The following is a 22178-nucleotide window of genomic DNA, read 5'->3' on the forward strand; positions in this document are numbered from 1 at the left end:
CGCTCGCCGTCGTGATCCTGGCGGCAGGCCAGGGCACCCGCATGAAGTCCCGCACCCCGAAGGTCCTGCACCGCCTCGCCGGGAGGCCGCTGCTCGGGCACGTGCTCGACACGGCCGCCTCGCTCGACGCGGCGCACGTCGTCACCGTGGTGCGCCACGAGCGCGACCGGGTCGCCGAGGCCGTCCTCGAGCACACGCCCTCCGCGCTGGTGGTGGACCAGGACGAGACGCCCGGCACCGGCCGCGCGGTCGAGCAGGGCCTCGCGGCGCTCCCGGAGTCCTTCGCCGGCACGGTCGTCGTGCTGAGCGCCGACGTCCCGCTGCTGGACGCGCCGACCCTCCGCCGCCTGCTCGACGAGCACCTCGCCGCGGCGAACGCGCTCACCATGCTCTCCTGCGTGCTCGAGGACCCGACCGGCTTCGGCCGGATCGTCCGCGGCGCCGACGGAGCCTTCGCCTCCATCGTGGAGCAGAAGGACGCCAGCCCCGACGAGCTCGACCTCACCGAGATCAACGCCGGCGTCTACGCCTTCGACGCCGCCGCGCTCCGCTCGGTCATCGGCGCGATCGGCACCGAGAACGCTCAGCGGGAGAAGTACCTCACCGACGCCGCCGCCGCGCTCAAGGCCGCCGGCCGCGCGATCGAGGCCGTCCCTGTGCAGGACCGCTGGCTCGTGGCCGGGATCAACGACCGCGCCCAGCTCGCCGACGCGGCGCTCGAGCTCAACGCGCGCATCGTGCGCCGCTGGCAGCTCGAGGGCGTCACGATCCAGGACCCGGCGACCACCTGGATCGACGTGGACGCGGTCCTCGCCCCGGACGTCGAGATCCTCCCGGGCACGCAGATCAAGGGCCCGACCGTCATCGCCACCGGCGCGGTCATCGGCCCGGACACCACGCTCGACTCCTGCGAGGTCGGCGAGGACGCGGTCGTGAAGCGCTCCGACGCGACGCTCGCCGTGATCGGCGCGAAGGCCCAGGTCGGCCCGTTCTCGTTCCTCCGCCCCGGCACCGTGCTCGGCGCCCGCGGCAAGATCGGCACCTACGTCGAGACCAAGAACGCCGTGATCGGCGAGGGATCGAAGGTCCCGCACCTCTCCTACGTCGGCGACGCGGTCATCGGCGAGGAGTCGAACATCGGCGCCGGCTCGATCTTCGCCAACTACGACGGGGTGAGCAAGGCGTCCTCCGTGGTGGGCTCGCACGTGCGTGCGGGGTCGCACAACGTCTTCGTCGCCCCCGTTAGAATCGGTGACGGAGCGTACACGGGCGCCGGCACGGTCATCCGCAAGGACATCCCCGCCGGAGCCCTCGGGATCACCGTCGCTCCGCAGCGCAACATGGCCGGGTGGGTGCAGACCCACCGTCCGGGCACCGCAGCGGCCGACGCCGCCGAGGCGGCCCTGGCGTCGGATCCCACCGGATCCGACCAGGCGCCCACCGGAGGAAGCGGAGCACAGTGACCGGCATCACCGCCAGCAACAAGAAGAGCCTGGTCCTCGTCTCGGGGAGGGCGCATCCGGCACTGGCGGAGGCGGTCGCCGCCGAGCTCGGGACCGAGCTCGTCACGACCGAGGGGCGCACCTTCGCCAACGGCGAGCTCTACGTCCGCTACGGCGAGTCGGTCCGCGGAGGCGACGTGTTCGTCCTCCAGTCGCACACGTCCCCGATCAACGAGTGGCTGATGGAGCAGCTGATCATGGTCGACGCGCTCAAGCGCGCCTCCGCCAAGCGGATCACCGTGGTCGCCCCGTTCTACCCCTACGCGCGCCAGGACAAGAAGGGCCGCGGCCGCGAGCCGATCTCGGCCCGCCTCGTCGCGGACCTCTTCAAGGCGGCGGGAGCCGACCGGATCATGTCGGTCGACCTGCACGCGGCGCAGATCCAGGGCTTCTTCGACGGCCCCGTCGACCACCTCTTCGCGATGCCGGTGCTGCTCGAGCACTTCCGCGAGAAGCTCGACCCCTCGACCCTCACCATCGTCTCGCCCGACATGGGCCGCGTCCGCGTCGCCGACATCTGGAGCGACAAGCTCGGCGTCCCGCTGGCGATCATCCACAAGCGCCGCGACCCGAAGGTCGCCAACCAGGTCTCCGTCCACGAGATCGTCGGCGAGGTGAAGGGCCGCGTCTGCCTCCTCGTCGACGACCTCATCGACACCGGGCGCACCATCGCGAAGGCGGCCGAGGCGCTGAAGAAGGCGGGCGCGATCGGCGTGGTCGTCGCGGCCACCCACGCCGTCTTCTCGGATCCGGCGGTCGAGCTCCTGAGCTCCGAGTTCATCGACTCGGTCGTCGTCACCGACACCCTGCCGCTGCCGGCGGAGAAGACGTGGGACCGCCTGACGATCCTGCCCATCGCTCCGCTGCTGGCCCGCGCCATCCACGAGGTCTTCGACGACGGCTCCGTGACGTCGATGTTCGACGGCGACGCGTAGGACCCCGCGCCCCGGGTGCGCCCTGCACAGCGCACCCGGGTCCCGCCCCGGCTCCACCGCCTAGGGTGAGGCCGTGCCCCAGCGTTCGGATGCGACCCTCGCCCTGGCGGCGGTCTTCCTGGTCTGGTCGCCGGCCGCCGCCGCAGCGGGCTGGTGGCTGCTCCTCGGGCTCGCCGTCGCTGCGGCCGCCGCGGCCCTGAGCGCCGTCGCCGAGGCCGGGCGCACCGTCCACGACGGCCCCTCCTCCGAGTGGCTCGGGATCGTCGGGCGCGCCTTCGCCTCGGCCGCGCTGGCCCTGACCGCGGCCCAGTCGGTCCTCGGGGGAGCGGCCCGGCCCCTGGCCGTCCTGCTGCTCGTGGCCGTCGCGCTCTTCGGCCTGCGCGGCGGGCGCCTCCCCGCTCGCCCGGTCCTGCTCCTCGTCGGTGCGGTCGTCGTCCTGCTGGCCGCCGCCGCCGTGATCGTGCTGGTGTCCCCTCCGGACCCCGCGCCGCTCGACCCGCTGCGCGACGGAGGGCCGCTGGGAGCCGGCACCGCCGCGGCCCTGCTCCTGATCCTCCTGCCGACCTCCCGCTCCGGCGCGGTGACGGCTCTCCGCCCCGCCCTGCTGCGCATCGGGATCGCCACGGCGGCCGCCGCCGCGCTCGGCACCGGTCTGCTCCTGGCGGCCGGTCCCGAGGTCCTCGCGTCCTCGGAGACCCCCCTGAGCGCTGTCACCCGGGGCACGCCCGCGTCCGGGCTCGTCGGGGCCGCCGCGGTGATCGCGGTCCTGCTCGCGCTCCTCGACCTCGGGAGGAGGGATGCGCGCGCCCTCGTCCGTCTCGCCGGCGCGGGGGAGATCCCGGCGGTGCTCGCCACCAGGAACCGCAGGACCGGCGTGCCGGCGGCGGCCCAGCTCGTCCTCTGCCTGGTCGCCGTGCTCGCGGTCGTGATCCTCGACGCCGACGCGCTGCTCGCCTTCGCCGTGGCCGCTCTGCTGGTGGCGACCATCGTGCGGCGCCTCGACCACGGAGCGGCCGGGGCGAGCGGGCCCGCCCTCGCGTCGGCCGCGGTCTCGCTGCTGCTCCTGCTCGCCGTCCCGGCGGCCACGGCGGCCGCCGCAGCGGTGCTCCTCGCGGCGCTCCTGATCGCGCGGGCGTTCCGGACCTGAGGGGTCAGCCGGCCCGGGCGTCGAGCGCCCGCTCGGGGAGCCGGACGCCACCGCCCGGCTCCGCTGACGACAGGGGAGCTCTCTCCGCAACGAGGAAGGCGCCCCCGCCCGAGGATCCGTGGATCCTGCGGGCGGGGGCGCCTTCCTCGTGCGACGCAGGTCAGTGCGTGGACGGGTCCTGCTCGACCTCGGTGCGGTCACCCGACCACAGCGTGTGGAAGGTGCCCTCCTTGTCGACGCGCTTGTAGGTGTGCGCTCCGAAGAAGTCGCGCTGGCCCTGCACGAGAGCGGCCGGGAGGCGCTTGGAGGCGAGCGAGTCGTAGTACGACAGCGCGGCGCCGAAGCCGGGGATCGGCACGCCCGAGAGCGCGGCGGTCGAGACGATGCGGCGCCAGGCGGCCTCGCCGTTCGCGACGGCCTCGGCGAAGTACGGGTCCTCGAGGAGGGTCGTGATGCCGGCGTTCTCGTCGTAGGCGTCGACGATGCGGTTGAGGAACTGGGCGCGGATGATGCAGCCCGCGCGCCAGATCTTGGCGACCGCGCCCTTGTCGATCTCCCAGCCGTACTTCTCGGCCCCGGCGATGATCGCGTCGAAGCCCTGCGAGTAGGCGACGACCTTGGAGGCGTAGAGCGCGGCGCGCACGTCGTCCTCGAAGCCCTCGTACTTCTCGACCGGGGTCGGGCGCGAGGTGACGCGGGCCTGCACGGCCTCGCGCTGCTCGGGGTGGGAGGACACGGCACGGGCGAAGACGGCCTCGGCGATGCCGCCGACGGGGACGCCGAGGTCGAGCGCGTTCTGCACGGTCCAGACGCCGGTGCCCTTCGAGCCGGCCTGGTCGAGGACGACGTCGATGAAGGGGTTGCCGGTGTCGGCGTCGACCTGGCGGAGCACCTCGGCGGTGATCTCGATGAGGTACGACTCGAGGTCGCCCTTGTTCCAGGCGTCGAAGACCTCGGCGATGGCCGCGGGCTCGTGTCCGCCGACGGTGCGGAGCAGGTCGTACGCCTCGGCGATGAGCTGCATGTCGGCGTACTCGATGCCGTTGTGGATCATCTTGACGAAGTGGCCGGCGCCGTCGGTGCCGATGTGGGTGACGCAGGGCTCGCCCTCGGCGACCGCGGCGATCGACGAGAGGATCGGGCCGAGCGTCCTGTAGGACTCGACCGAGCCGCCGGGCATGATCGACGGGCCCTTGAGCGCGCCCTCCTCGCCGCCGGAGATGCCGGTGCCGACGAAGTGGATGCCGGTCTCGCGGACGGCCTTCTCGCGGCGCATGGTGTCGGTGAAGAGCGCGTTGCCGCCGTCGACGATGATGTCGCCGGGCTCGAAGACCTTCGTCAGCTGCTCGATCACGGCGTCGGTGCCGCGGCCGGCCTGGACCATGATGATCGCGGTGCGCGGGGTGGCGAGCGAGGCGGCGAAGTCCTCGATGGTCTCGGACGCGACGAAGCCCGCCTCCGGGTGCTCCGTGATGAGGGTCTCGGTGCGGCCGTAGGAGCGGTTGAACACCGCGACCGTGTTGCCCTCGCGGCTGGCGAGGTTGCGGGCGAGGTTCGAGCCCATCACCGCCAGACCGACGACTCCGATGTTGGCTGTGGCGGTGGGCTTGTCAGACACGGTTCTCCTCGACGTTCGCGTTCAGGGGCGAGCCCAGGCTAGCCCCGGGTCGCTCCGGGGAGCCCGGGTCCGAGCCGTCTCCCGGCTGCACATCGGTCGTGCGGCGCGCGCACGGTCTTGCGCGCGCCGCGACGACCGCGACCGGAGCCGGTCAGGCGCCGTGGCCGAGGGGGACGCGCTCCGACGGGATCGGCGGCGGCGGGGGAGTGCCGTCGCCGAACGGGCGGCCGCCGAGCTCCTCGCGGCGCGAGGGGACGAGCCAGCCGGAGAGGTCCGGGCCCTTGGGGACGACGCCGGTCGGATTGATGTCCCGCTGCACCTCGTAGTAGTGCGACTTGATGTGGGTGAAGTCGATCGTGTCGCCGAACCCCGGAGTGGCGAAGAGGTCGCGGGCGTAGCCCCAGAGCGCGGGCATCGCCGACAGCAGGTTCCGGTTGGCCTTGAAGTGGCTGTAGTAGACGGCGTCGAAGCGGGCGAGCGTCGTGAAGAGCCGCACGTCCGCCTCGGTGATGGTGTCGCCGACCAGGTAGCGGCGGGTGCTCAGCCGCTCCTCCAGCCAGTCCAGCCGCGCCCAGAGGCGGTCGTAGGCCCGCTCGTAGGAGCGCTGCGAGCCGGCGAAGCCGCACTTGTAGACGCCGTTGTTCACGTCGTGGAAAACCAGCTCGGCGATCTCGTCGATCTCCTCGCGGTGCTCCTCGGGGTAGAGGTCGGGGGCGCCGTCGCGGTGGAACGCGGTCCACTCGGTGGAGAAGTCGAGCGTCATCACCGGGTAGTCGTTGGTGACGACCTGGCCGCTCGGGATGTCCACGAGGGCCGGGACGGTGATCCCGCGCGGGTAGTCGGGGAAGCGGGCGAAGAACGCGTCCTGGAGGCGGGGGATGCCCAGCACCGGGTCGACCCCGCCCGGATCGAGGTCGAAGGTCCAGCTGCGCTTGTCGTGGGTGGGCCCGCAGATGCCCATCGAGAGGGCGTCCTCGAGCCCGAGCAGGCGCCGCACGATCACGGCGCGGTTCGCCCACGGGCAGGCGCGGGAGACGACGAGGCGGTAGCGCCCGGCCTCCACCGGGTACCCGTCGCGGCCGTCGGCGGTGATCCGCGTCGGGATGTAGTTCGTGTCGCGGTGGAAGCCGTTCTTCTCGACGTAGGAGCCGAAGTCGTCGCTCGTCATACCCGCACGGTAGGCGGTCCGCCTGGACGTCCGGCTCCGAGTCCGGCGGCGCGACCGCCTGCTGGCGGGCGGCCGCGATGCCGGGTAGGATCGGCAGCTGAACTTCGGCGAGGGATGCACGTGCATCCGTGATCGACGCGGTGGAAGCAGGCGAGGCCCCCACGGGGCGCCACGGACTTCTCCTCACGCTGACATGCGTTCGAGTCGACAAACCGTCCGTGGCCGCAGGCCACGACCCGATCCGGTGGCGTGCGCGCCGCCCAAGGAGAACATCATGGCTGAACTGACCAACAAGGTCGTTGTCGAGGTCCGCACCTCGTTCGGCAAGGGCGCCGCCCGCAAGATCCGCGCGCAGGACAAGATCCCCGCGGTCCTCTACGGCCACGGCACCGAGCCCCAGCACCTCACCCTCCCGGGCCACCAGGTGCTCCTGCTTACCCGCAAGGCGAACGCGATCCTCGAGCTCGACATCGAGGGCGCCGCGCAGACCACCCTGGTGAAGGACATCCAGCGCGACCCGGTGCGCCAGATCATCGAGCACATCGACCTCGTCGTCATCAACAAGGGCGAGAAGGTCGAGGTGGACATCCCCGTGCACGTCGAGGGCGACGCCGCTCCCGGCACCCTCGTCTCGATCGAGTCGAACACCCTCTCGCTCGAGGTCGACGCCACGCGCATCCCGCAGAACATCGTCGTCTCCGTCGAGGGCCTCGAGGCCGGCACGCAGATCACCGCTGCCGACGTCACGCTCCCCGAGGGCGCCACGCTGGTCACCGACGCCGAGATCCTCATCGTCAACGTCACCGCCGAGGTCGAGCAGGACCTGGGCGAGGACGACGAGCCCCCGGCCTCGGGCGACGTCGTCGCCGAGACCGCGGAGTAGTCCGCACCACCCCGGGAACGGGCCCGCTCGCAGCCGCGGCGGGCCCGTTCCGCGTCCGGCGGGGGAGTCCCTCCGCCGCCCCCGAGGAAGAGGAACGACATGGGTGACACCTGGCTGGTCGTCGGACTGGGCAACCCGGGCGCGCAGTACGCGCGCAACCGGCACAACGTCGGTCAGATGGTGCTCGACGAGCTCGCGACGCGGATCGGCGGCTCGTTCCGCCGGCACAACCGCGCCAACGCCGTGGTCGCCGAGGGCTTCCTCCGCCCGGGCGGGCCGAAGCTCGTGCTGGGCAAGCCCAACAGCTTCATGAACCTCTCCGGCGGGCCGACGGCGCAGCTGCTCGACTTCTACTCGGTCGCCCCGGCGCACCTGATCGTCGTGCACGACGAGCTCGACATCCCCTTCGACACCCTGCGCCTCAAGCAGGGCGGCGGTCACGGAGGGCACAACGGCATCCGCGACATCCTCGCGGCGACCGGAGGAGCCGAGTTCCTGCGCGTGCGTGTCGGCATCGGCCGCCCGCCGGGCCGCCAGCAGGCCGCCGACTTCGTGCTGAAGGACTTCGCCGGCCCGGAGCGCGAGGCGCTCCCGATCCTGGTCTCGGACGCCGCCGACGCCGTCGAGCTCATCGCCGACTCCGGCCTCTCCGCCGCCCAGCTGAAGTTCCACACCAGCGCCTGACCCGCCCTCCGCCGAGGGGATCCCGGACGGCGAGGGAGATCGCAGCCCCGGGCTCCCTCGACGGTTCGGGGCTCCCTCGGCGGTCGGTCCGCGGGGCGGCCGTAAACTGGACCCGTGCCCCTCAACGAGATCATCTCGGCGCTGTCGCGCGCCTCCACGTTCGACGATGCTCTCGCGTACGCGGTGCGGGACGCCGACTTCTCGGTGGCCGACGGCCTCCGGGTCCCCCTGCTCGCGGGCCTGATCGAGAGGCGCGCGGAGGCGGGACGCCCGCAGGCGGCGCTGGTGGTCACGGCCACGGGCCGCGACTCCGAGAATGTGCGCGCCTCCCTCGGCTGCATGCTGCCGGACGCGGACGTCGTCGAGTTCCCCGCGTGGGAGACGCTGCCGCACGAGCGCCTCAGCCCGAGCGCCGAGATCGTGGGGCGGCGCCTGGACGCGCTGCGGCGGATGAAGCAGTGGTCCGGCGAGCGGCCCCTCGTGGTGGTCGCCTCCGTGCGCGCGGCGCTGCAGCCGGTCGCCGACAACCTCGCCGACATCGAGCCGATCCGACTCGTGAAGGGCGCCCGCGGCTACGACCTCGGCCGCATCTCCTCCGAGCTGGTCGACCTGGCCTACGCCCGGGTCGACATGGTCACGCGCCGCGGCGAGTTCGCCGTGCGCGGCGGCATCCTCGATGTCTTCCCCGCGGTGGCCGAGCATCCGAGCCGAGTGGACTTCTTCGGCGACGAGGTCGACTCCATCCGCGGCTTCTCCGTGGCCGATCAGCGCTCGCTCCCGGGCGAGGCCGACTCGGTGGTCCTCCCGCCGAGCCGCGAGCTGCTGCTGGTGCCGGCGGTGCGGCAGCGGGCCCGCGAGATGCTGCACGAGTTCCCGAGCCTGTCGGCGATGCTCGCGAAGATCGCCGAGGGCATCCCGGTCGAGGGGATGGAGTCGCTCGCCCCCGCGCTGCTGGAGCGGCTGGTCCCGATCTCGCACTACCTGCCCGCGGGGGCGGCCGTCGCGGTCCTCGCCCCCGAGCGCGTGGCGACGCGGGCGATCAGCCTCGCCGAGACGAACCGCGAGTTCCTGCAGGCGGCCTGGAGCGCGGCGACCGCCGGCGCCGAGGCCCCCATCGACCTCGCCTCGGGCGAGTTCATCTCGCTCGGCGCGCTCCGCGACTCCGTGAAGCTCAGCGCCCCGGGCGCCGACGCTCCCGACCACCCCTGGTGGACGATGAGCACGTTCCGCCAGGGCCCCGCCGCGGGCGAGGCCGAGGTGCTGCCGGAGGAGCTCGGGATCGACGAGATCCTCGCCGTCCGCGTCGAGGGCGAGCCGGTCCCCGGATTCGGAGCGAGCGTCGAGGGCGCCCTCGCCCACGTCCGCGCGCGCCTGGCCGACGGCTGGACCGTGGTCCTGACCGCGCCCGGCACCGGCACGGTCGAGCGCACCGACCAGGTCCTCGCCGAGCACGAGGTCGCCGCCCGCATCGTCGCCGACCTCCCCGCCGGGCTCGAGACGGGTCTGGCCTACGTGGTCCAGGCCTCCGTCGATCACGGCTTCGAGGTGGAGGAGGCGAAGCTCGCCCTGGTCACCGACACGGAGTTCTACGGCCGCACCGTCGGCTACGACTCCCGCGCGGTGAAGAAGCTCGCGTCGCGCCGCAAGAACGTCGTCGACCCGCTGCAGCTCACCCCCGGCGACTTCGTGGTGCACGCCACCCACGGCATCGGCCGGTTCGTGGAGCTCTCGCAGCGCGAGGTCTCCAGCGGGGGCCGCAACGCGATCAAGACGCGCCGCGAGTACCTGGTGCTCGAGTACGCCCCCAGCAAGCGCGGCTTCCCCGGCGACAAGCTGCTCGTCCCCACGGACCAGCTCGACCTGCTCTCCCGCTACGTCGGCGGCGAGGCTCCGGCGCTGAGCAAGATGGGCGGGAGCGACTGGGCGCAGGCCAAGAGCAAGGCCCGCCGCGCGGTCCGCGACATCGCGGTCGAGCTCGTGAAGCTCTACTCCGCCCGGATGGCCTCCCGCGGGCACGCGTTCCCGCCGGACACCCCCTGGCAGCGCGAGCTGGAGGAGGCGTTCCCGTTCGCCGAGACCCCCGACCAGCTCACCGTCATCGACGAGGTCAAGGCCGACATGGAGCGGCCGATCCCGATGGACCGCCTGCTCTCGGGCGACGTCGGCTTCGGCAAGACCGAGGTCGCCGTGCGCGCCGCGTTCAAGGCGATCCAGGACGGGAAGCAGGTCGCGATGCTCGTGCCGACCACGCTGCTCGTCCGCCAGCACCTCGAGACGTTCCAGGAGCGCTTCGCCGGCTTCCCCGTCCACCTGCGGGCGCTCAGCCGGTTCCAGAGCGCGAAGGAGTCGAAGGAGACGATCGAGGGCCTGGCCGACGGCACCGTCGACATGGTCATCGCGACCCACCGGCTCCTCAGCGACAACATCGTCTTCAAGGACCTCGGCCTGCTCGTGATCGACGAGGAGCAGCGCTTCGGCGTCGAGCACAAGGACAAGCTCAAGGCGCTGAAGAAGAACGTCGACATCCTCTCGATGAGCGCCACGCCCATCCCGCGGACGCTCGAGATGGCGGTGACCGGCATCCGCGAGATGTCGACCCTCGCGACCCCGCCGGAGGAGCGCCACCCGATCCTCACCTTCGTCGGCCCCTACTCCGAGAAGCAGGTGTCGGCCGCGATCCGCCGGGAGCTCCTGCGCGAGGGCCAGGTGTTCTTCGTGCACAACCGCGTCTCGACGATCAACCGCGTCGCCTCGCAGCTCGCCGAGCTGGTGCCCGAGGCGCGGATCGCGGTTGCGCACGGCAAGCTCAGCGAGTCGCAGCTCGAGCGGATCATCGTCGACTTCTGGGAGCGCAAGTTCGACGTCCTGGTGTCGACGACGATCGTCGAGACCGGCCTCGACATCCCGAACGCCAACACCCTGATCGTCGACCGCGCCGACAAGTACGGTCTCTCGCAGCTGCACCAGCTGCGCGGGCGGGTCGGCCGCGGCCGCGAGCGCGCCTACGCGTACCTCCTCTACGACGAGACGAAGCCGCTGAGCGAGACCGCGCACGACCGGCTGCAGACGCTGGCCGCCAACTCGGACCTCGGCGGCGGCATGCAGATCGCGCTGAAGGACCTCGAGATCCGCGGTGCGGGCAACCTCCTCGGCGGCGAGCAGTCCGGGCACATCCAGGGCGTGGGCTTCGACCTCTACCTGCGGATGATCGGCGAGGCCGTCGACACCTTCCGCGGCGAGGTCGCCGAGGGGCAGACAGAGCTGCGGCTCGAGCTGCCCGTCGACGCGCGCATCCCGGAGGAGTACGTCGACAGCGAGCGGCTGCGCCTGGAGGCGTACCAGAAGCTGTCGGCCGCGTCGTCGCCGACGGCGAAGGAGGGAAGCATCGACCTCGTGGTCGAGGAGCTGACCGACCGCTACGGCGAGCTGCCCGAGGCGGTCGAGAACCTCATCCTGGTGTCGAGGCTGCGCATGCGCGCGCAGAAGGCGGGCCTGAGCGACGTGGTCGCGATGGGCTCGAACGTCCGCGTGGCTCCCGCTCATCTGCCCGACTCGATCCAGGTGCGCCTGCGCCGGATGTACCCGACCGCGAAGTACCTGCAGCAGGCCGACGCGGTCGTCGTGCCGATGCCCGTGCTCGACGGCGTCCCGCTCGGCGACCGGGCGCTCATCCAGTGGGTGGCGTCGCTCCTGGACTCGCTGTTCCCGGAGCCGGTCACCGTCTGAGGTCCTCCGGGCGGCGCTCCCCGGTGGAGCGCCGTCCCGCTCCGGCGGCCGTCGCCGCTGCGGGAGGGCCCGCTGGCAGGATGGAGGGCATGCCGCTCCTCGCCGCCCGACGCCCCCGCGAGCCGGAGCCGCTCGCCGGCCCGCTGGTCGCCGTCCGCGGGGTCGCGGTCCGCGCCTCGGGCGTCGAGCTGCTCGCGCCGTGCTCGCTCGAGGCGGGGACGGGGGAGCGCGTCGCGGTGACGGGCCGCAACGGCACCGGCAAGACCACGCTCCTGCGGGTGATCGCCGGCCTCACCGCTCCGAGCGAGGGAGTCGTGGCGGTGGCCGGGCGCGCCCCGGAGGAGCGGTCCGCCGCCCACCGCCGCGCCGTCGCCGCCCTGATCGGCACCCCTCCCTTCGAGCGGGACCTGACCCTCGAGGAGCACCTCGCGATGGTGGCCGTCTCGTGGGGCGCGCCGGTCGCCGACGCCCGCCGCGAGGCCGCGGCTGGTCTCGACGCGCTCGCGCTCGCTCCGCTCGCCCGCCGCTTCCCGCACGAGCTCTCCTCCGGGCAGACGCAGCTGTTCTCCCTCGCGCTCGTGCTGGCCCGGCCCTCGGCGGTGCTGCTGCTCGACGAGCCGGAGCAGCGGCTCGACGTCGAGCGGGTGCCGCTGGTGGCGGAAGTCCTGCGGCGCGCAGCCGCGTCCCGGGCACTCGTCGTCGCGACCCACAGCCCTGTGCTGATCCAGGGTCTGGGCGCGCGGGTCGTCGAGCTGGAGCGGGCGTGACGCGCGCGGAGAGGGCTCGCGTCGCCGAGGTGCGGGCTCTGCACCGGCACCGCGCCGCGGCTCCGCCGAGTCCGCGCGCCTACGCGGGCTACCTCGCCGCGATGACCGTCCTCGTCGTCGTCCTCCCCGTCGCCCGGGCCCTCGCGCTCCTCGCCGCCGAGGCGGGAGCCGCGCCGGAGCCGCTGATCGCCCTCGCCGCGGGTCTCGCCCTGCCCGCCGCCGTGCTCCTGGGCCGGGTGCGCGGACCCGCGGTGGGCGAGCCGCACACCACGGCCGTGCTGCTCGCGACCGATCTGCGCCGCTGGTCGGTGCTCCGCCGACCCGTGGTCCGGGCGTCGGCCGGTCTCGTGGCGGGCTGCTCCGCCGTCGCGTCGCTCCTCGCCCTCGCCGCCTCCGCGCCGCTCCTCGCGGCCGTCGCCGGCGGCGCCGCGTTCGCCGGCCTCCTCGCCGTCGCCTGGCTCGCCGGTCAGTGCCTCCCCCCGCGCCTCCCCGCGCTCGCGGCGGGCCTCCTCGCCTCCCTCGCGGTCCTCGGGGCCCTCCTGCCCGGTGCGCCCACGCCGGGCGGCCTCCTCGCCTCAGCCGTGAGCGGAGCGGAGGAGGTGCGCGCCGCGACCGTGCTGCTCGCGTCGGCCGCGGTCCTCCTGGCCGCGGCGCCCCGGCTGCTCGACGCCGCGCGCGGGCCTCGCCTCCTCGCCCAGGCCCGGCAGTGGTCGGCGACCGCCCGGCTCGGAGCGACGGGCGACCTCGCCGAGTCGCTCGACGGGTACCGCGCCCTCCCGGCGATCGGGCGGGGGCTCCGAGCGGTCCGCCTCTCCCCGTTCGCCCTCGCGGTGCCGGTGCGCGACGCGATCGGCGCGCTGCGCACTCCCGGCCGCTCAGCGGTCGCGGTCGTCGCCCTGGCCGTTGCCGGCGCCGCCGCCGTGCTCGCCGCGGTCGTGCCGTCCTCCCTCCTCGCACTCCCGGCCGCCGCGGCGGGCGTGCTCGCCTACCTCGGCGCCGGCGTCTGGAGCGACGGCTTCCGCCACGCCGCCGCGACAGCGGGGCAGCCGGCGCTCCTCGCCCCCGGTCCGTTCGAGCTGCTCCTCCTGCACGCCGTGCTCCCTCTGGTGCTCGCGGTCGGAGTCGCGGTGCTCGGCGCCCTCGCCGCCTCGCTGCTGCTCCCGGGCGCGGCGGTGCCGGTGGCCGCCGCGACCGCCGTCGCCGCCGTCGCCGCGCGGGCGATGGACGCGACCCGGGGTCCGCTGCCGCCGCAGCTGCTCAGCCCGGTGCCGCTCCCGATCGGGGACGGCGCGGGAGTCGCGGTGGTCCTCTGGAACCTGGCGGGTGCACTCGTCAGCGCCTCGACCGCGGTGTCCGTCGCGGCGTCACCCGGGCTCCTCGCCGCGGTGCCGCTCGTCGCCGGCGGCTGCCTCCTCGTCGCGCGGCGGCGTCTCGCGCGGGCCTGAGGCTCCCGGGCGCCCGCGCCGCCCGGATGTCCGCGGCGGCGGCCGGACCGGATGCGAGGATGGCGGGGTGACCGCGCATCCCCGGCTCGACGAGCTCATCCGCACCGTCCACGTCCTCCGCGCCCCGGGCGGTTGCCCGTGGGACGCCGAGCAGACCCACGAGTCGCTCGTGCGCTACCTGATCGAGGAGTCGCACGAGCTCGTCGACGCGATCGAGGCGGGGGACCGGGCCGACCTGATCGAGGAGCTCGGCGACGTCCTCTACCAGGTTCTCTTCCACGCCGACCTGGCGGCCGAGAGCGCCGAGCCCTTCACCATCGAGGACGTCGCGGCGCACATGAACGCCAAGATGATCGGCCGCCACCCGCATGTGTTCGGCGACGCCACTGCCGAGACGGCCGACGACGTCATCGCGGTGTGGGACGAGCTCAAGCGCACCGAGAAGCCGCACCGCACGAGCGTGCTCGACGGGATCCCGCAGGGCATGCCCGCCCTCGCGCTGGCCGACAAGGTGATCGGCAAGGCGACCTCGCTGGGCGTCGTGGACGCCGGCCAGGGCCCGCTTCCCATCGAGTCGGAGGAGGACCTCGGCCCGCTGCTGCTGGCCATCGTCGCTTCCGCCCGCGCCCAGGGGCTCGACGCCGAGCGTGCGCTCCGCACCGCGACGCGCGACCTGCAGGACGAGATCCGCGCGGTGGAGCAGGAGCGGCGCGCGGACTGAGGCGCCCGCCGGCCCGCCCCGGCCGATCTGGGAGAATCGCCGTCATGGCCTCCCCGATCACCCCGCCCCGCGGCATGCGCGACTTCCTCCCCGCCGACAAGGCGAAGCGCGAGCACGCGCTCGGCGTCATCCGCCGCGTGTACGCCTCCCACGGGTTCGACGAGATCGAGACGCCCGTGGTCGAGGACTTCGACCGCCTCCACTCCGGGCTCGGCGGCGACAACGAGAAGCTCGCCTTCAGCGTCCTGCGCCGCGGGCTCACCCGCGACGACCTGGCGGCGGTCGACGACGCGTCCGCCCTCGCCGACCTCGGCCTGCGCTTCGACCTCACGGTGCCTCTCGCCCGCTTCTACGCCTCGCACCGCGCCGAGCTGCCGGCTGTCTTCCGCTCGGTGCAGATCGCGCCGGTGTGGCGCGCCGAGCGCCCGCAGAAGGGGCGGTACCGCCAGTTCGTGCAGTGCGACATCGACATCATCGGCGAGCCCGGGCAGCTGGCCGAGGTCGAGCTCATCACGGCGACCGCGGCGGCGCTCGACGCGCTGGGCCTCGAGGACTGCACCATCCGCATCAACGACCGCCGCATCCTCACCGGAATCCTCGAGCACTGCGGCTTCGCCACCGAGCGCTTCGGCCCGGCGCTGATCTCGATCGACAAGCTCGACAAGATCGGCGCCGCCGGGGTCGTCGCCGAGCTGGAGGCCGACGGGCCGGACGCGGCCGCGGTCCTCGGGGGCTACCTCGCGCGGATCGAGCAGGCGGTCGCCGCCGGGGGAGTGGCGCTCGAGCAGTCTGCGATCCTCGACGTGCTGCCCGAGGGCATCGACCCGGAGGCGGTGCTCGCGCTCGAGACCCTGGCCCGGTCGCTGCGCTCGCTGCCCGCCGGCGTCTCGCTCCGCTTCGACCCGACGCTCGTGCGGGGCATGGGCTACTACACCGGCACGATCTTCGAGATCGCGCACCCGTCCTCGGGCTCCTCGGTCGGCGGAGGCGGGCGGTACGACGGGATGATCGGCCGCTTCCTCGGTCAGGACGTGCCGGCCTGCGGCTTCTCGATCGGCTTCGAGCGGATCGTCGAGCTGATCGGCGGTGCCGTCGTCGAGCGCCCCGACGCCGTCGTCCTCGTCCACGAGCGCGACGCGGCGCCCGAGCTGCTGCTCGCGCTCAAGCAGGAGCTGATCGCCCTGGGCTCGCGCGTGCGCCTCGAGCGCCGGGCGAAGAACCTCACCCCGCTGCTGGACCGCGCGGCCGCCGCGGGCTTCACCCGCTTCGCGCTCGTCCCGCGGGGCGCCGCCTCCGCCGCCGACCTCTCCTTCAAGGACCTCGGCTGAGCTGCACCGGCTGTTCCGGATGAGCGTCGCCGGCTGCCGGCGCTGAGCCATGTCCGCGGGAGGGGCCGGGGCCGTCCTGTCGGGCCTGAACAGGGTCTCAGCCGATCCGTCAGGGGATCATGCCGATCTGGTCGGATCCTTGTCGGATCCGTGAGAGCCTTAATACCCGCGAAATCTGCGGACACACCCGAGAAATCTCCCCCGGATAGCGTCGAGGCACCCGATCGGCGCGGCTTGGCGCGCCTGCACGGGCACCCCGTCGCGACCCCGCGCACCGCACCGCAGCAGCCCTGACGATCCCCACCCGAGGAGTCCCCTTGACCCTGTCGCCCCTCCGTTCCCTCCCGGCCTTCGACCGCCGCAGCCTCCTCCGCCTGGCGGGTGTCGCCGGCCTCGCGATCGGCGGCGCCTCCGTCCTCGCCTCCTGCGCCTCCGACTCCTCCGGCGCGTCCGCCGCGGACGGCGGCGACATCGGCACCCTCAAGGTCCAGCTCTCCTGGATCAAGAACGAGGAGTTCGCGGGCGAGTTCTTCGCCGACTCGAAGGGCTACTTCACCGAGGCCGGCCTCGCGGGAGTGACGCTCACCCCCGGCCCCTCGACGGGCGTGGCCGAGCTCCTCTCGGGCAGCGCGGACGTCGCGCTCAGCGACGCCGTCTCGATCGGCACCGCGATCGCCCAGCAGGAGGCCCCGCTCAAGATCATCGGCGCGACCTACCAGAAGAACCCCTTCACGGTCCTCTCGATCAAGACCGCCGGCAACATCGCCACTCCGGCCGACCTCGCCGGGAAGAAGATCGGCGTCCAGGCCTCGAACACCTCCCTGTTCCAGGCGCTGCTCGCCGCGAACGGCCTCTCCGAGTCCGACCTCACGGTCGTCCCCGTCGAGTACGACCCCTCCGTGCTCGTCAACGGCACCGTCGACGGCTTCATCGCCTACCTGACGAACGAGGCCATCACGGTCGCGGCCGAGGGCTACGAGGTCGTCAACCTGCCCTTCGCCGACAACGGCCTCCCCTTCGTCGCCGAGACCTTCTCGGTGTCGGAGCAGGCGATCGCCGAGAAGCGCGACGCTCTGAAGGCGTTCCTCGTCGCCGAGATCAAGGGCTGGACCGACGCCGTCAACGACCCGGAGGCGGGCGCGATGCTCGCCGTCGAGAACTACGGCAAGGACCTCGGCCTCAACGAGGAGTCCTCCAAGAAGGGCGCCACCATCCAGGCCGAGGAGCTGGTCGTCTCGGACGAGACGGTCTCGAACGGCCTCTTCACCATCTCCGAGACGCTGCAGTCCGAGACCATCGCGTCCCTCGCGGGCGCCGGGATCGACGTCACGGCCGAGGACCTCTTCGATCTGACCCTCCTCGACGAGGTCTACGAGGAGAACCCCGAGCTGATGAAGTACGCGGCCTGATCCTGATCCACGAAGGGCACCACTCGTGACCGACACGACCGACGCCGGCACCCTGCGCGACCAGGGTGCCGGCGGCACCGGCATCCAGATCCACGGCCTGTCGAAGACGTTCCGGATGGGCTCGCGCAGCGTCGCGGCGCTGCAGGACACCGATCTCCACACCGACCAGGGCAGCTTCCTCGCCCTGCTCGGTCCGTCGGGGTGCGGCAAGTCGACCATCCTGCGCATCCTCGCGGGACTGGAGGAGCCGACGTCCGGCTCCATCCGGGTCGACGGCCGCACTCCCCAGGAGCTGCGCCGCGACAACAAGCTCGGCATCGCCTTCCAGGACCACGCGCTCCTGCCGTGGCGCAGCGTCATGGCGAACATCCGCCTGCCGTTCGAGATCGCGGGCAAGAGTGTCGACCAGTCCTACATCGACGAGCTGATCGACCTCGTCGGCCTCCGCGGCTTCGAGAAGGCCAAGCCGGCCCAGCTCTCGGGCGGCATGCGCCAGCGCGTGTCGATCGCGCGGTGCCTGATCCTCAAGCCCGAGGTCCTGCTGCTCGACGAGCCGTTCGGCGCCCTCGACGACATGACGCGGCAGAAGCTCAACCTCGAGCTGCTGCGGATCTGGACCGAGAAGCCCGCCACGACGCTCCTCGTCACGCACGGCATCTCGGAGGCGATCTTCCTCTCGGACCGCGTCGCGGTGATGAGCCCGCGCCCGGGACGGGTGAAGGAGATCATCGACATCGACCTCCCCCGCCCGCGCACCCCCGAGATGCAGCGCACCCCCGAGTTCCACGCCTACGTCGACCAGGCCTCCGAGCTGCTGTTCGGCGACGGCGGCGCGGCCGCGGACGACCGCGTCTAGGAGGCACCGTGGCCACCACGCTCCCCGCGGCCCCGCGCCGCGCCCTGTCCCTGCCTCCGTGGCTCACCGGGCTGATCGGCGTCGCCGCGATCGTCGCCGTCTGGTGGATCGTGGCGCTCGTCACCGCGCCCACCGGCGCCGCGACCTACGCGCCCGTCCCCACTCCCGTGCAGGTCGTGCAGACCGCGATGGAGGACGGCGCCGGCTTCTACTGGCGCAACTTCTCCGTCACGATCGGCGAGGCGGCCGTCGGCTACTTCTGGGGCAACCTCCTCGCGCTCGTGCTCTCGGCGCTCGTGCTGGTCCTGCCCTGGCTGGAGGGGGTCGTCTCGCAGCTCGCGGTCATCACCTACTGCGTGCCGATCGTCGCCATCGGAGCGATCGTGCTGCTGATCCTCGGCGGTGCGGACGCTCCCGGGAAGGCGAGCGCGACGGCGATCTTCCTGGCCGGCCTCTCGGTGTTCTTCACCACGGTCGTCGGCAGCCTGCTCGGGCTGAAGGCGGCCGACAAGGCGGCGCTCGACGTCGTCACGGTCTACGGGGGCTCGCGGTTCACCCAGCTGCGCAAGGTGCGACTGATCGCGGCGCTGCCCAACATCCTGTCGGCGCTGCAGATCGCGGTGCCCGCGGCCTTCCTCGGCGCGATCCTCGGCGAGTACTTCGGCAAGATCGAGACGGGCGTGGGCCCGATCCTGGTCGCGGCGCAGGTCTCCCTGAACTCGCCCCGCGTCTGGGCGCTCTTCCTCCTCTGCGCGGGCGTCGCGCTCCTCGGCTACGGCATCGTCGGACTGATCGGCCGCCTCATCGCGCCCTGGTCCTCCGGAAAGCGGGCATGACCATGACGACCACCGTTCCCGACCGCACGGAGCAGTCCACGGCCACATCGATCCTCGCGGTCGACGAGCTGCGGCGCCAGCTGCGCACGGCCGCCCTCGGCGCGACCCTCAAGAGCCTGCGCAAGAGCCTGCTCGTCGCCCTGTCGACGATCGTGATCGTGCTGGCGATCTGGATCGGCGTCGTCCTCTTCAGCGGGGTCTCGCCCTACGTGGTCAAGGGCCCGTGGGACGTCTGGCAGCACCTGGTGACCGACGCGAAGGCCGCGGAGCACCGCGCCGAGCTGGGCGGGCTCTTCGCCGTGACCATGGGCGACGCGCTGATCGGCTTCGCGGCCGGCCTGGTCGTGGCGATCCTCGGCGCGATCCTGTTCCGCCTGTCGAAGGGCATCGAGCACGCGCTGATGCCGTTCGCGATGCTGCTGCGCTCGGTGCCGCTGATCGCGATGGCGCCGCTGATCATCCTGGTCTTCGGGACCGGCTCGATCGCCTCGGTCGCGGTCATCGGCGGGATCGTCGTCCTGTTCCCCGCGCTGGTGACGATCGCCTTCGGCCTCAACAACGCCTCCCCGCAGATGCTCGACGTGGTCGCGGTCTACGGCGGCAGCACTCTCACCGCGATCCGCAAGGTGGCCATCCCCGGCTCGCTGCCCTCGCTCTTCGCCGCGATCCGCATCTCGGTGCCCGGAGCGATCACGGGCGCGCTGCTCGCCGAGTGGCTCTCCACCGGCGCGGGCATCGGCGGGGCGATCAACGCCTGGTCCGCCCAGGCCCGGTTCGCGGACGTCTGGTCGGCGGTCGTGCTCGTGACCGGCGTCTCGCTCGTGCTCTACATGCTCGTGCAGGTGCTCGAGACCTTCGTCCTCGCCCGGATGTCCCTCTCCCTCACCTGACCCCGTCGCTTCCCCCTTCCGCGGGACGCCACTCGAGTGCGGCTCGCACGGTGGGTCGCATACCCCGGTGGTGTCTCGCGGGAAGGGGGAGGGCAGGGGGAGCGGAGCGACGGGGCCCGGTCAGACGGTGACGATCGCGTCGACGCGGTGGCCGGCCAGCACCTCGCGGCCGCCGAGCCCGTCGAGCTCCATGACCACCGCGATCCCCTCGAGGCTCCACCCTGCGCGCTCGATCAGGCGGCGGCTAGCGTCGAGCGTGCCCCCGGTCGCCAGCACGTCGTCGACCAGCAGCAGCCGCGAGCCGCGGGGCGCCGCGTCCTCGTGCACCTCCAGCATCGTCTCGCCGTACTCGAGGGTCGCCTGCTCGCGCAGCACGGCCCGCGGGAGCTTGCCGGGCTTGCGGATGGTGACGACGCCGAGACCCGCCGAGTAGGCGGCCGCCGCGGCGAGCAGGAAGCCGCGCGCCTCCACGCCCGCGATCGCGTCGATCCGGCCGCGGTAGGGCTCGATCAGCGCGTCGGCCACCGCCCGCAGGGCCTCGCCGTCGCCGAAGACCGGCGTGAGGTCGCGGAACAGGATGCCCGGGCTCGGGAAGTCCGGGACGACGGCGGTGAGACGGTCGACGTGGTCGGCGGCGGTCGTGGTCACGGGGAACCTCCGGGTCGGCGGGTGCGCCCGGGCCGTCCGGCGATCGGGCCCTGGGAGTCTACGACCGGCCGCGGTCTCCTGCGCTTCGGAGGCGGTCAGTAGACTCCTTCCCGACCGCTCCCGTCTCCGGGAGCCCACCCGTCAAGAGGAGATAGTTGTGGCCCTTATCGAGGCAGTCGTCGCCCGAGAAATTCTGGACTCCCGTGGCAACCCCACGGTCGAGGTCGAGGTCCTGCTCGAGGACGGCGCGTCCTCGCGAGCGGCCGTCCCGTCCGGCGCCTCCACCGGCGCGTTCGAGGCGTACGAGCTCCGCGACGGCGACTCCGACCGCTACCTCGGCAAGGGCGTGCAGAAGGCCGTCGACGCCGTCATCGACGAGATCGGCCCGGCCATCGAGGGCTTCGACGCCACCGACCAGCGCCTCGTCGACGCCGAGCTGATCGAGCTCGACGGCACCGAGAACAAGTCCCGCCTGGGCGCGAACGCGATCCTCGGCGTCAGCCTCGCCGTGGCCAAGGCCGCCGCGCAGTCGTCGGACCTCGACCTGTTCCGCTACGTCGGCGGCCCGAACGCGCACACCCTGCCCGTGCCGCTGATGAACATCATCAACGGAGGCGCGCACGCCGACACCGGCGTCGACATCCAGGAGTTCATGGCCGTCCCGCTGGGCGCCGAGTCCTTCTCCGAGGGCCTGCGCTGGGGCGTCGAGATCTACCACGCGCTCAAGGCGCAGCTGAAGAAGGCCGGCTTCGCCACCGGCCTCGGCGACGAGGGCGGCTTCGCCCCCGACCTGCCCACCAACCGCGAGGCGCTCGACTTCATCCTCAAGGCCGTCGAGGCCGCCGGCTTCGCCCCCGGCAAGGACATCGGGCTCGCGCTCGACGTCGCCTCCTCGGAGTTCTACGAGGACGGCGCCTACACGTTCGAGGGCAAGAAGCTCTCGGCCGAGGAGCTCTCCTCCTACTACGCCGACCTCGTCGCCAACTACCCGCTGGTCTCGATCGAGGACCCGCTGGACGAGGACGACTGGGCCGGCTGGACCCACCTGACCGCGGCCATCGGCGACAAGGTGCAGCTCGTCGGAGACGACCTGTACGTCACCAACCCGGTGCGCCTCGCCCGCGGCATCGCCGAGAAGGCCGGCAACTCGATCCTGGTCAAGGTGAACCAGATCGGCACGCTCACCGAGACGCTCGACGCCGTGGCCCTGGCCCAGCGCAACGGCATGACCGCGATCCTCTCGCACCGCTCCGGCGAGACCGAGGACACCACCATCGCCGACCTCGCGGTCGCGGTGGACGGCGGCCAGATCAAGACCGGCGCCCCGGCCCGCTCGGACCGCGTCGCGAAGTACAACCAGCTGCTGCGCATCGAGGAGATCCTGGGAGGTGCGGCGACCTACGCGGGTCGCTCCGCCTTCCCGCGCTTCTCCGCGTAGTCTCGGCACGCCGGACCGGCCCCGGAGCCCAGCACCTCGGTGCGGGCGCCGGGGCCGCTCCACTTCCCCCGCCGCGATCGAGGAGGCACCCGCCCATGGCCCGTCCGCCCCGCCGCCCCTCCGCTCCCGGGAGCGGAGGGGCGGCGGGGCGGACGGGCCATGGGCGGGTGCCTCCTC

The 22178-nt window shown here is 72.9% G+C and carries 18 protein-coding genes; 15 read left to right on the top strand and 3 right to left on the bottom strand.

Translation table 11 applies throughout. The features are described from left to right. The 3 genes from glmU to C5C74_RS13870 form a co-directional block, all read left to right on the top strand. The coding region (glmU, locus tag C5C74_RS13860) for a bifunctional UDP-N-acetylglucosamine diphosphorylase/glucosamine-1-phosphate N-acetyltransferase GlmU (RefSeq protein ID WP_104351738.1) at positions 1-1463 on the top strand (1463 nt) is incomplete at its 5' end. Further along, positions 1460-2437, top strand: a complete 978-nt coding sequence (locus tag C5C74_RS13865) for a ribose-phosphate diphosphokinase (RefSeq protein ID WP_104250639.1) — start codon at positions 1460-1462, stop codon at positions 2435-2437. The genes glmU and C5C74_RS13865, both read left to right, overlap by 4 nt. A gap of 73 nt (positions 2438-2510) precedes the next feature. Then, on the top strand, positions 2511-3584 hold the full coding sequence (locus C5C74_RS13870; RefSeq protein ID WP_104351739.1) for a hypothetical protein: 1074 nt from the start codon (positions 2511-2513) through the stop codon (positions 3582-3584). A gap of 160 nt (positions 3585-3744) precedes the next feature. On the opposite strand, the gene gndA is transcribed toward C5C74_RS13870, so the two are convergent. Beyond that, the gene (gene gndA, locus C5C74_RS13875) at positions 3745-5202 is read right to left on the bottom strand and encodes an NADP-dependent phosphogluconate dehydrogenase (RefSeq protein WP_104351740.1); all 1458 of its coding nucleotides are present in this window, start codon (positions 5200-5202) and stop codon (positions 3745-3747) included. 151 nt (positions 5203-5353) lie between these two features. Next, positions 5354-6370 carry a glutathione S-transferase family protein gene (locus C5C74_RS13880; RefSeq protein ID WP_104233683.1) on the bottom strand — a complete coding sequence of 339 codons (1017 nt, stop codon included), beginning with the start codon at positions 6368-6370 and terminating at the stop codon, positions 5354-5356. 274 nt (positions 6371-6644) lie between these two features. Between C5C74_RS13880 and C5C74_RS13885 the strand changes: the two genes are divergently transcribed. The 11 genes from C5C74_RS13885 (at position 6645) to C5C74_RS13935 (ending at position 19915) form a co-directional block, all read left to right on the top strand. After that, positions 6645-7253, top strand: a complete 609-nt coding sequence (locus C5C74_RS13885) for a 50S ribosomal protein L25/general stress protein Ctc (protein ID WP_104351741.1) — start codon at positions 6645-6647, stop codon at positions 7251-7253. Positions 7254-7352: 99 nt separating this feature from the next. Beyond that, the gene (pth, locus tag C5C74_RS13890) at positions 7353-7937 is read left to right on the top strand and encodes an aminoacyl-tRNA hydrolase (RefSeq protein ID WP_104337734.1); all 585 of its coding nucleotides are present in this window, start codon (positions 7353-7355) and stop codon (positions 7935-7937) included. A 114-nt stretch (positions 7938-8051) separates the two neighbouring features. Next, entirely contained in the window at positions 8052-11663 is a 3612-nt protein-coding gene (mfd, locus tag C5C74_RS13895; RefSeq protein WP_104351742.1) for a transcription-repair coupling factor, read from the top strand. An 89-nt stretch (positions 11664-11752) separates the two neighbouring features. Then, on the top strand, positions 11753-12430 hold the full coding sequence (locus C5C74_RS13900) for an ATP-binding cassette domain-containing protein (RefSeq protein ID WP_104324661.1): 678 nt from the start codon (positions 11753-11755) through the stop codon (positions 12428-12430). Then, entirely contained in the window at positions 12427-13875 is a 1449-nt protein-coding gene (locus C5C74_RS13905; protein ID WP_104328080.1) for a hypothetical protein, read from the top strand. Before C5C74_RS13900 ends, C5C74_RS13905 begins: the two co-directional genes overlap by 4 nt. 67 nt (positions 13876-13942) lie before the next feature. Continuing rightward, positions 13943-14596: a MazG family protein gene (locus C5C74_RS13910; protein WP_104222356.1), complete on the top strand. Its 654-nt coding sequence runs from the start codon at positions 13943-13945 to the stop codon at positions 14594-14596. A gap of 44 nt (positions 14597-14640) precedes the next feature. Continuing rightward, complete coding sequence (hisS, locus tag C5C74_RS13915) at positions 14641-15924, top strand: histidine--tRNA ligase (protein WP_104351743.1); 1284 nt, start codon at positions 14641-14643, stop codon at positions 15922-15924. Positions 15925-16241: 317 nt separating this feature from the next. Next, the gene (locus C5C74_RS13920) at positions 16242-17333 is read left to right on the top strand and encodes an ABC transporter substrate-binding protein (protein WP_258064179.1); all 1092 of its coding nucleotides are present in this window, start codon (positions 16242-16244) and stop codon (positions 17331-17333) included. A gap of 115 nt (positions 17334-17448) precedes the next feature. Beyond that, on the top strand, positions 17449-18189 hold the full coding sequence (locus tag C5C74_RS13925; protein WP_104222373.1) for an ABC transporter ATP-binding protein: 741 nt from the start codon (positions 17449-17451) through the stop codon (positions 18187-18189). 8 nt (positions 18190-18197) lie between these two features. Then, positions 18198-19025 (top strand): ABC transporter permease, encoded by an 828-nt coding sequence (locus C5C74_RS13930; protein WP_244229606.1) that lies wholly within the window; start codon positions 18198-18200, stop codon positions 19023-19025. Continuing rightward, positions 19022-19915 (top strand): ABC transporter permease, encoded by an 894-nt coding sequence (locus C5C74_RS13935; protein ID WP_104351745.1) that lies wholly within the window; start codon positions 19022-19024, stop codon positions 19913-19915. The genes C5C74_RS13930 and C5C74_RS13935 overlap by 4 nt, the downstream gene beginning before the upstream one ends. Before the next feature lie 120 nt (positions 19916-20035). On the opposite strand, the gene C5C74_RS13940 is transcribed toward C5C74_RS13935, so the two are convergent. Continuing rightward, a complete protein-coding gene (locus C5C74_RS13940; RefSeq protein ID WP_104222360.1) occupies positions 20036-20563 on the bottom strand; it encodes an adenine phosphoribosyltransferase in 528 nt (175 codons plus the stop codon). 157 nt (positions 20564-20720) lie between these two features. Here C5C74_RS13940 and eno point away from each other — a divergent pair, with 157 nt between their 5' ends. Continuing rightward, positions 20721-22001 carry a phosphopyruvate hydratase gene (gene eno, locus C5C74_RS13945; RefSeq protein ID WP_104351746.1) on the top strand — a complete coding sequence of 427 codons (1281 nt, stop codon included), beginning with the start codon at positions 20721-20723 and terminating at the stop codon, positions 21999-22001. The last annotated feature ends 177 nt before the right edge of the window (positions 22002-22178 follow it).

It is taken from the genome of Rathayibacter sp. AY1E8, from assembly GCF_002931415.1.
Lineage (GTDB): Bacteria > Actinomycetota > Actinomycetes > Actinomycetales > Microbacteriaceae > Rathayibacter.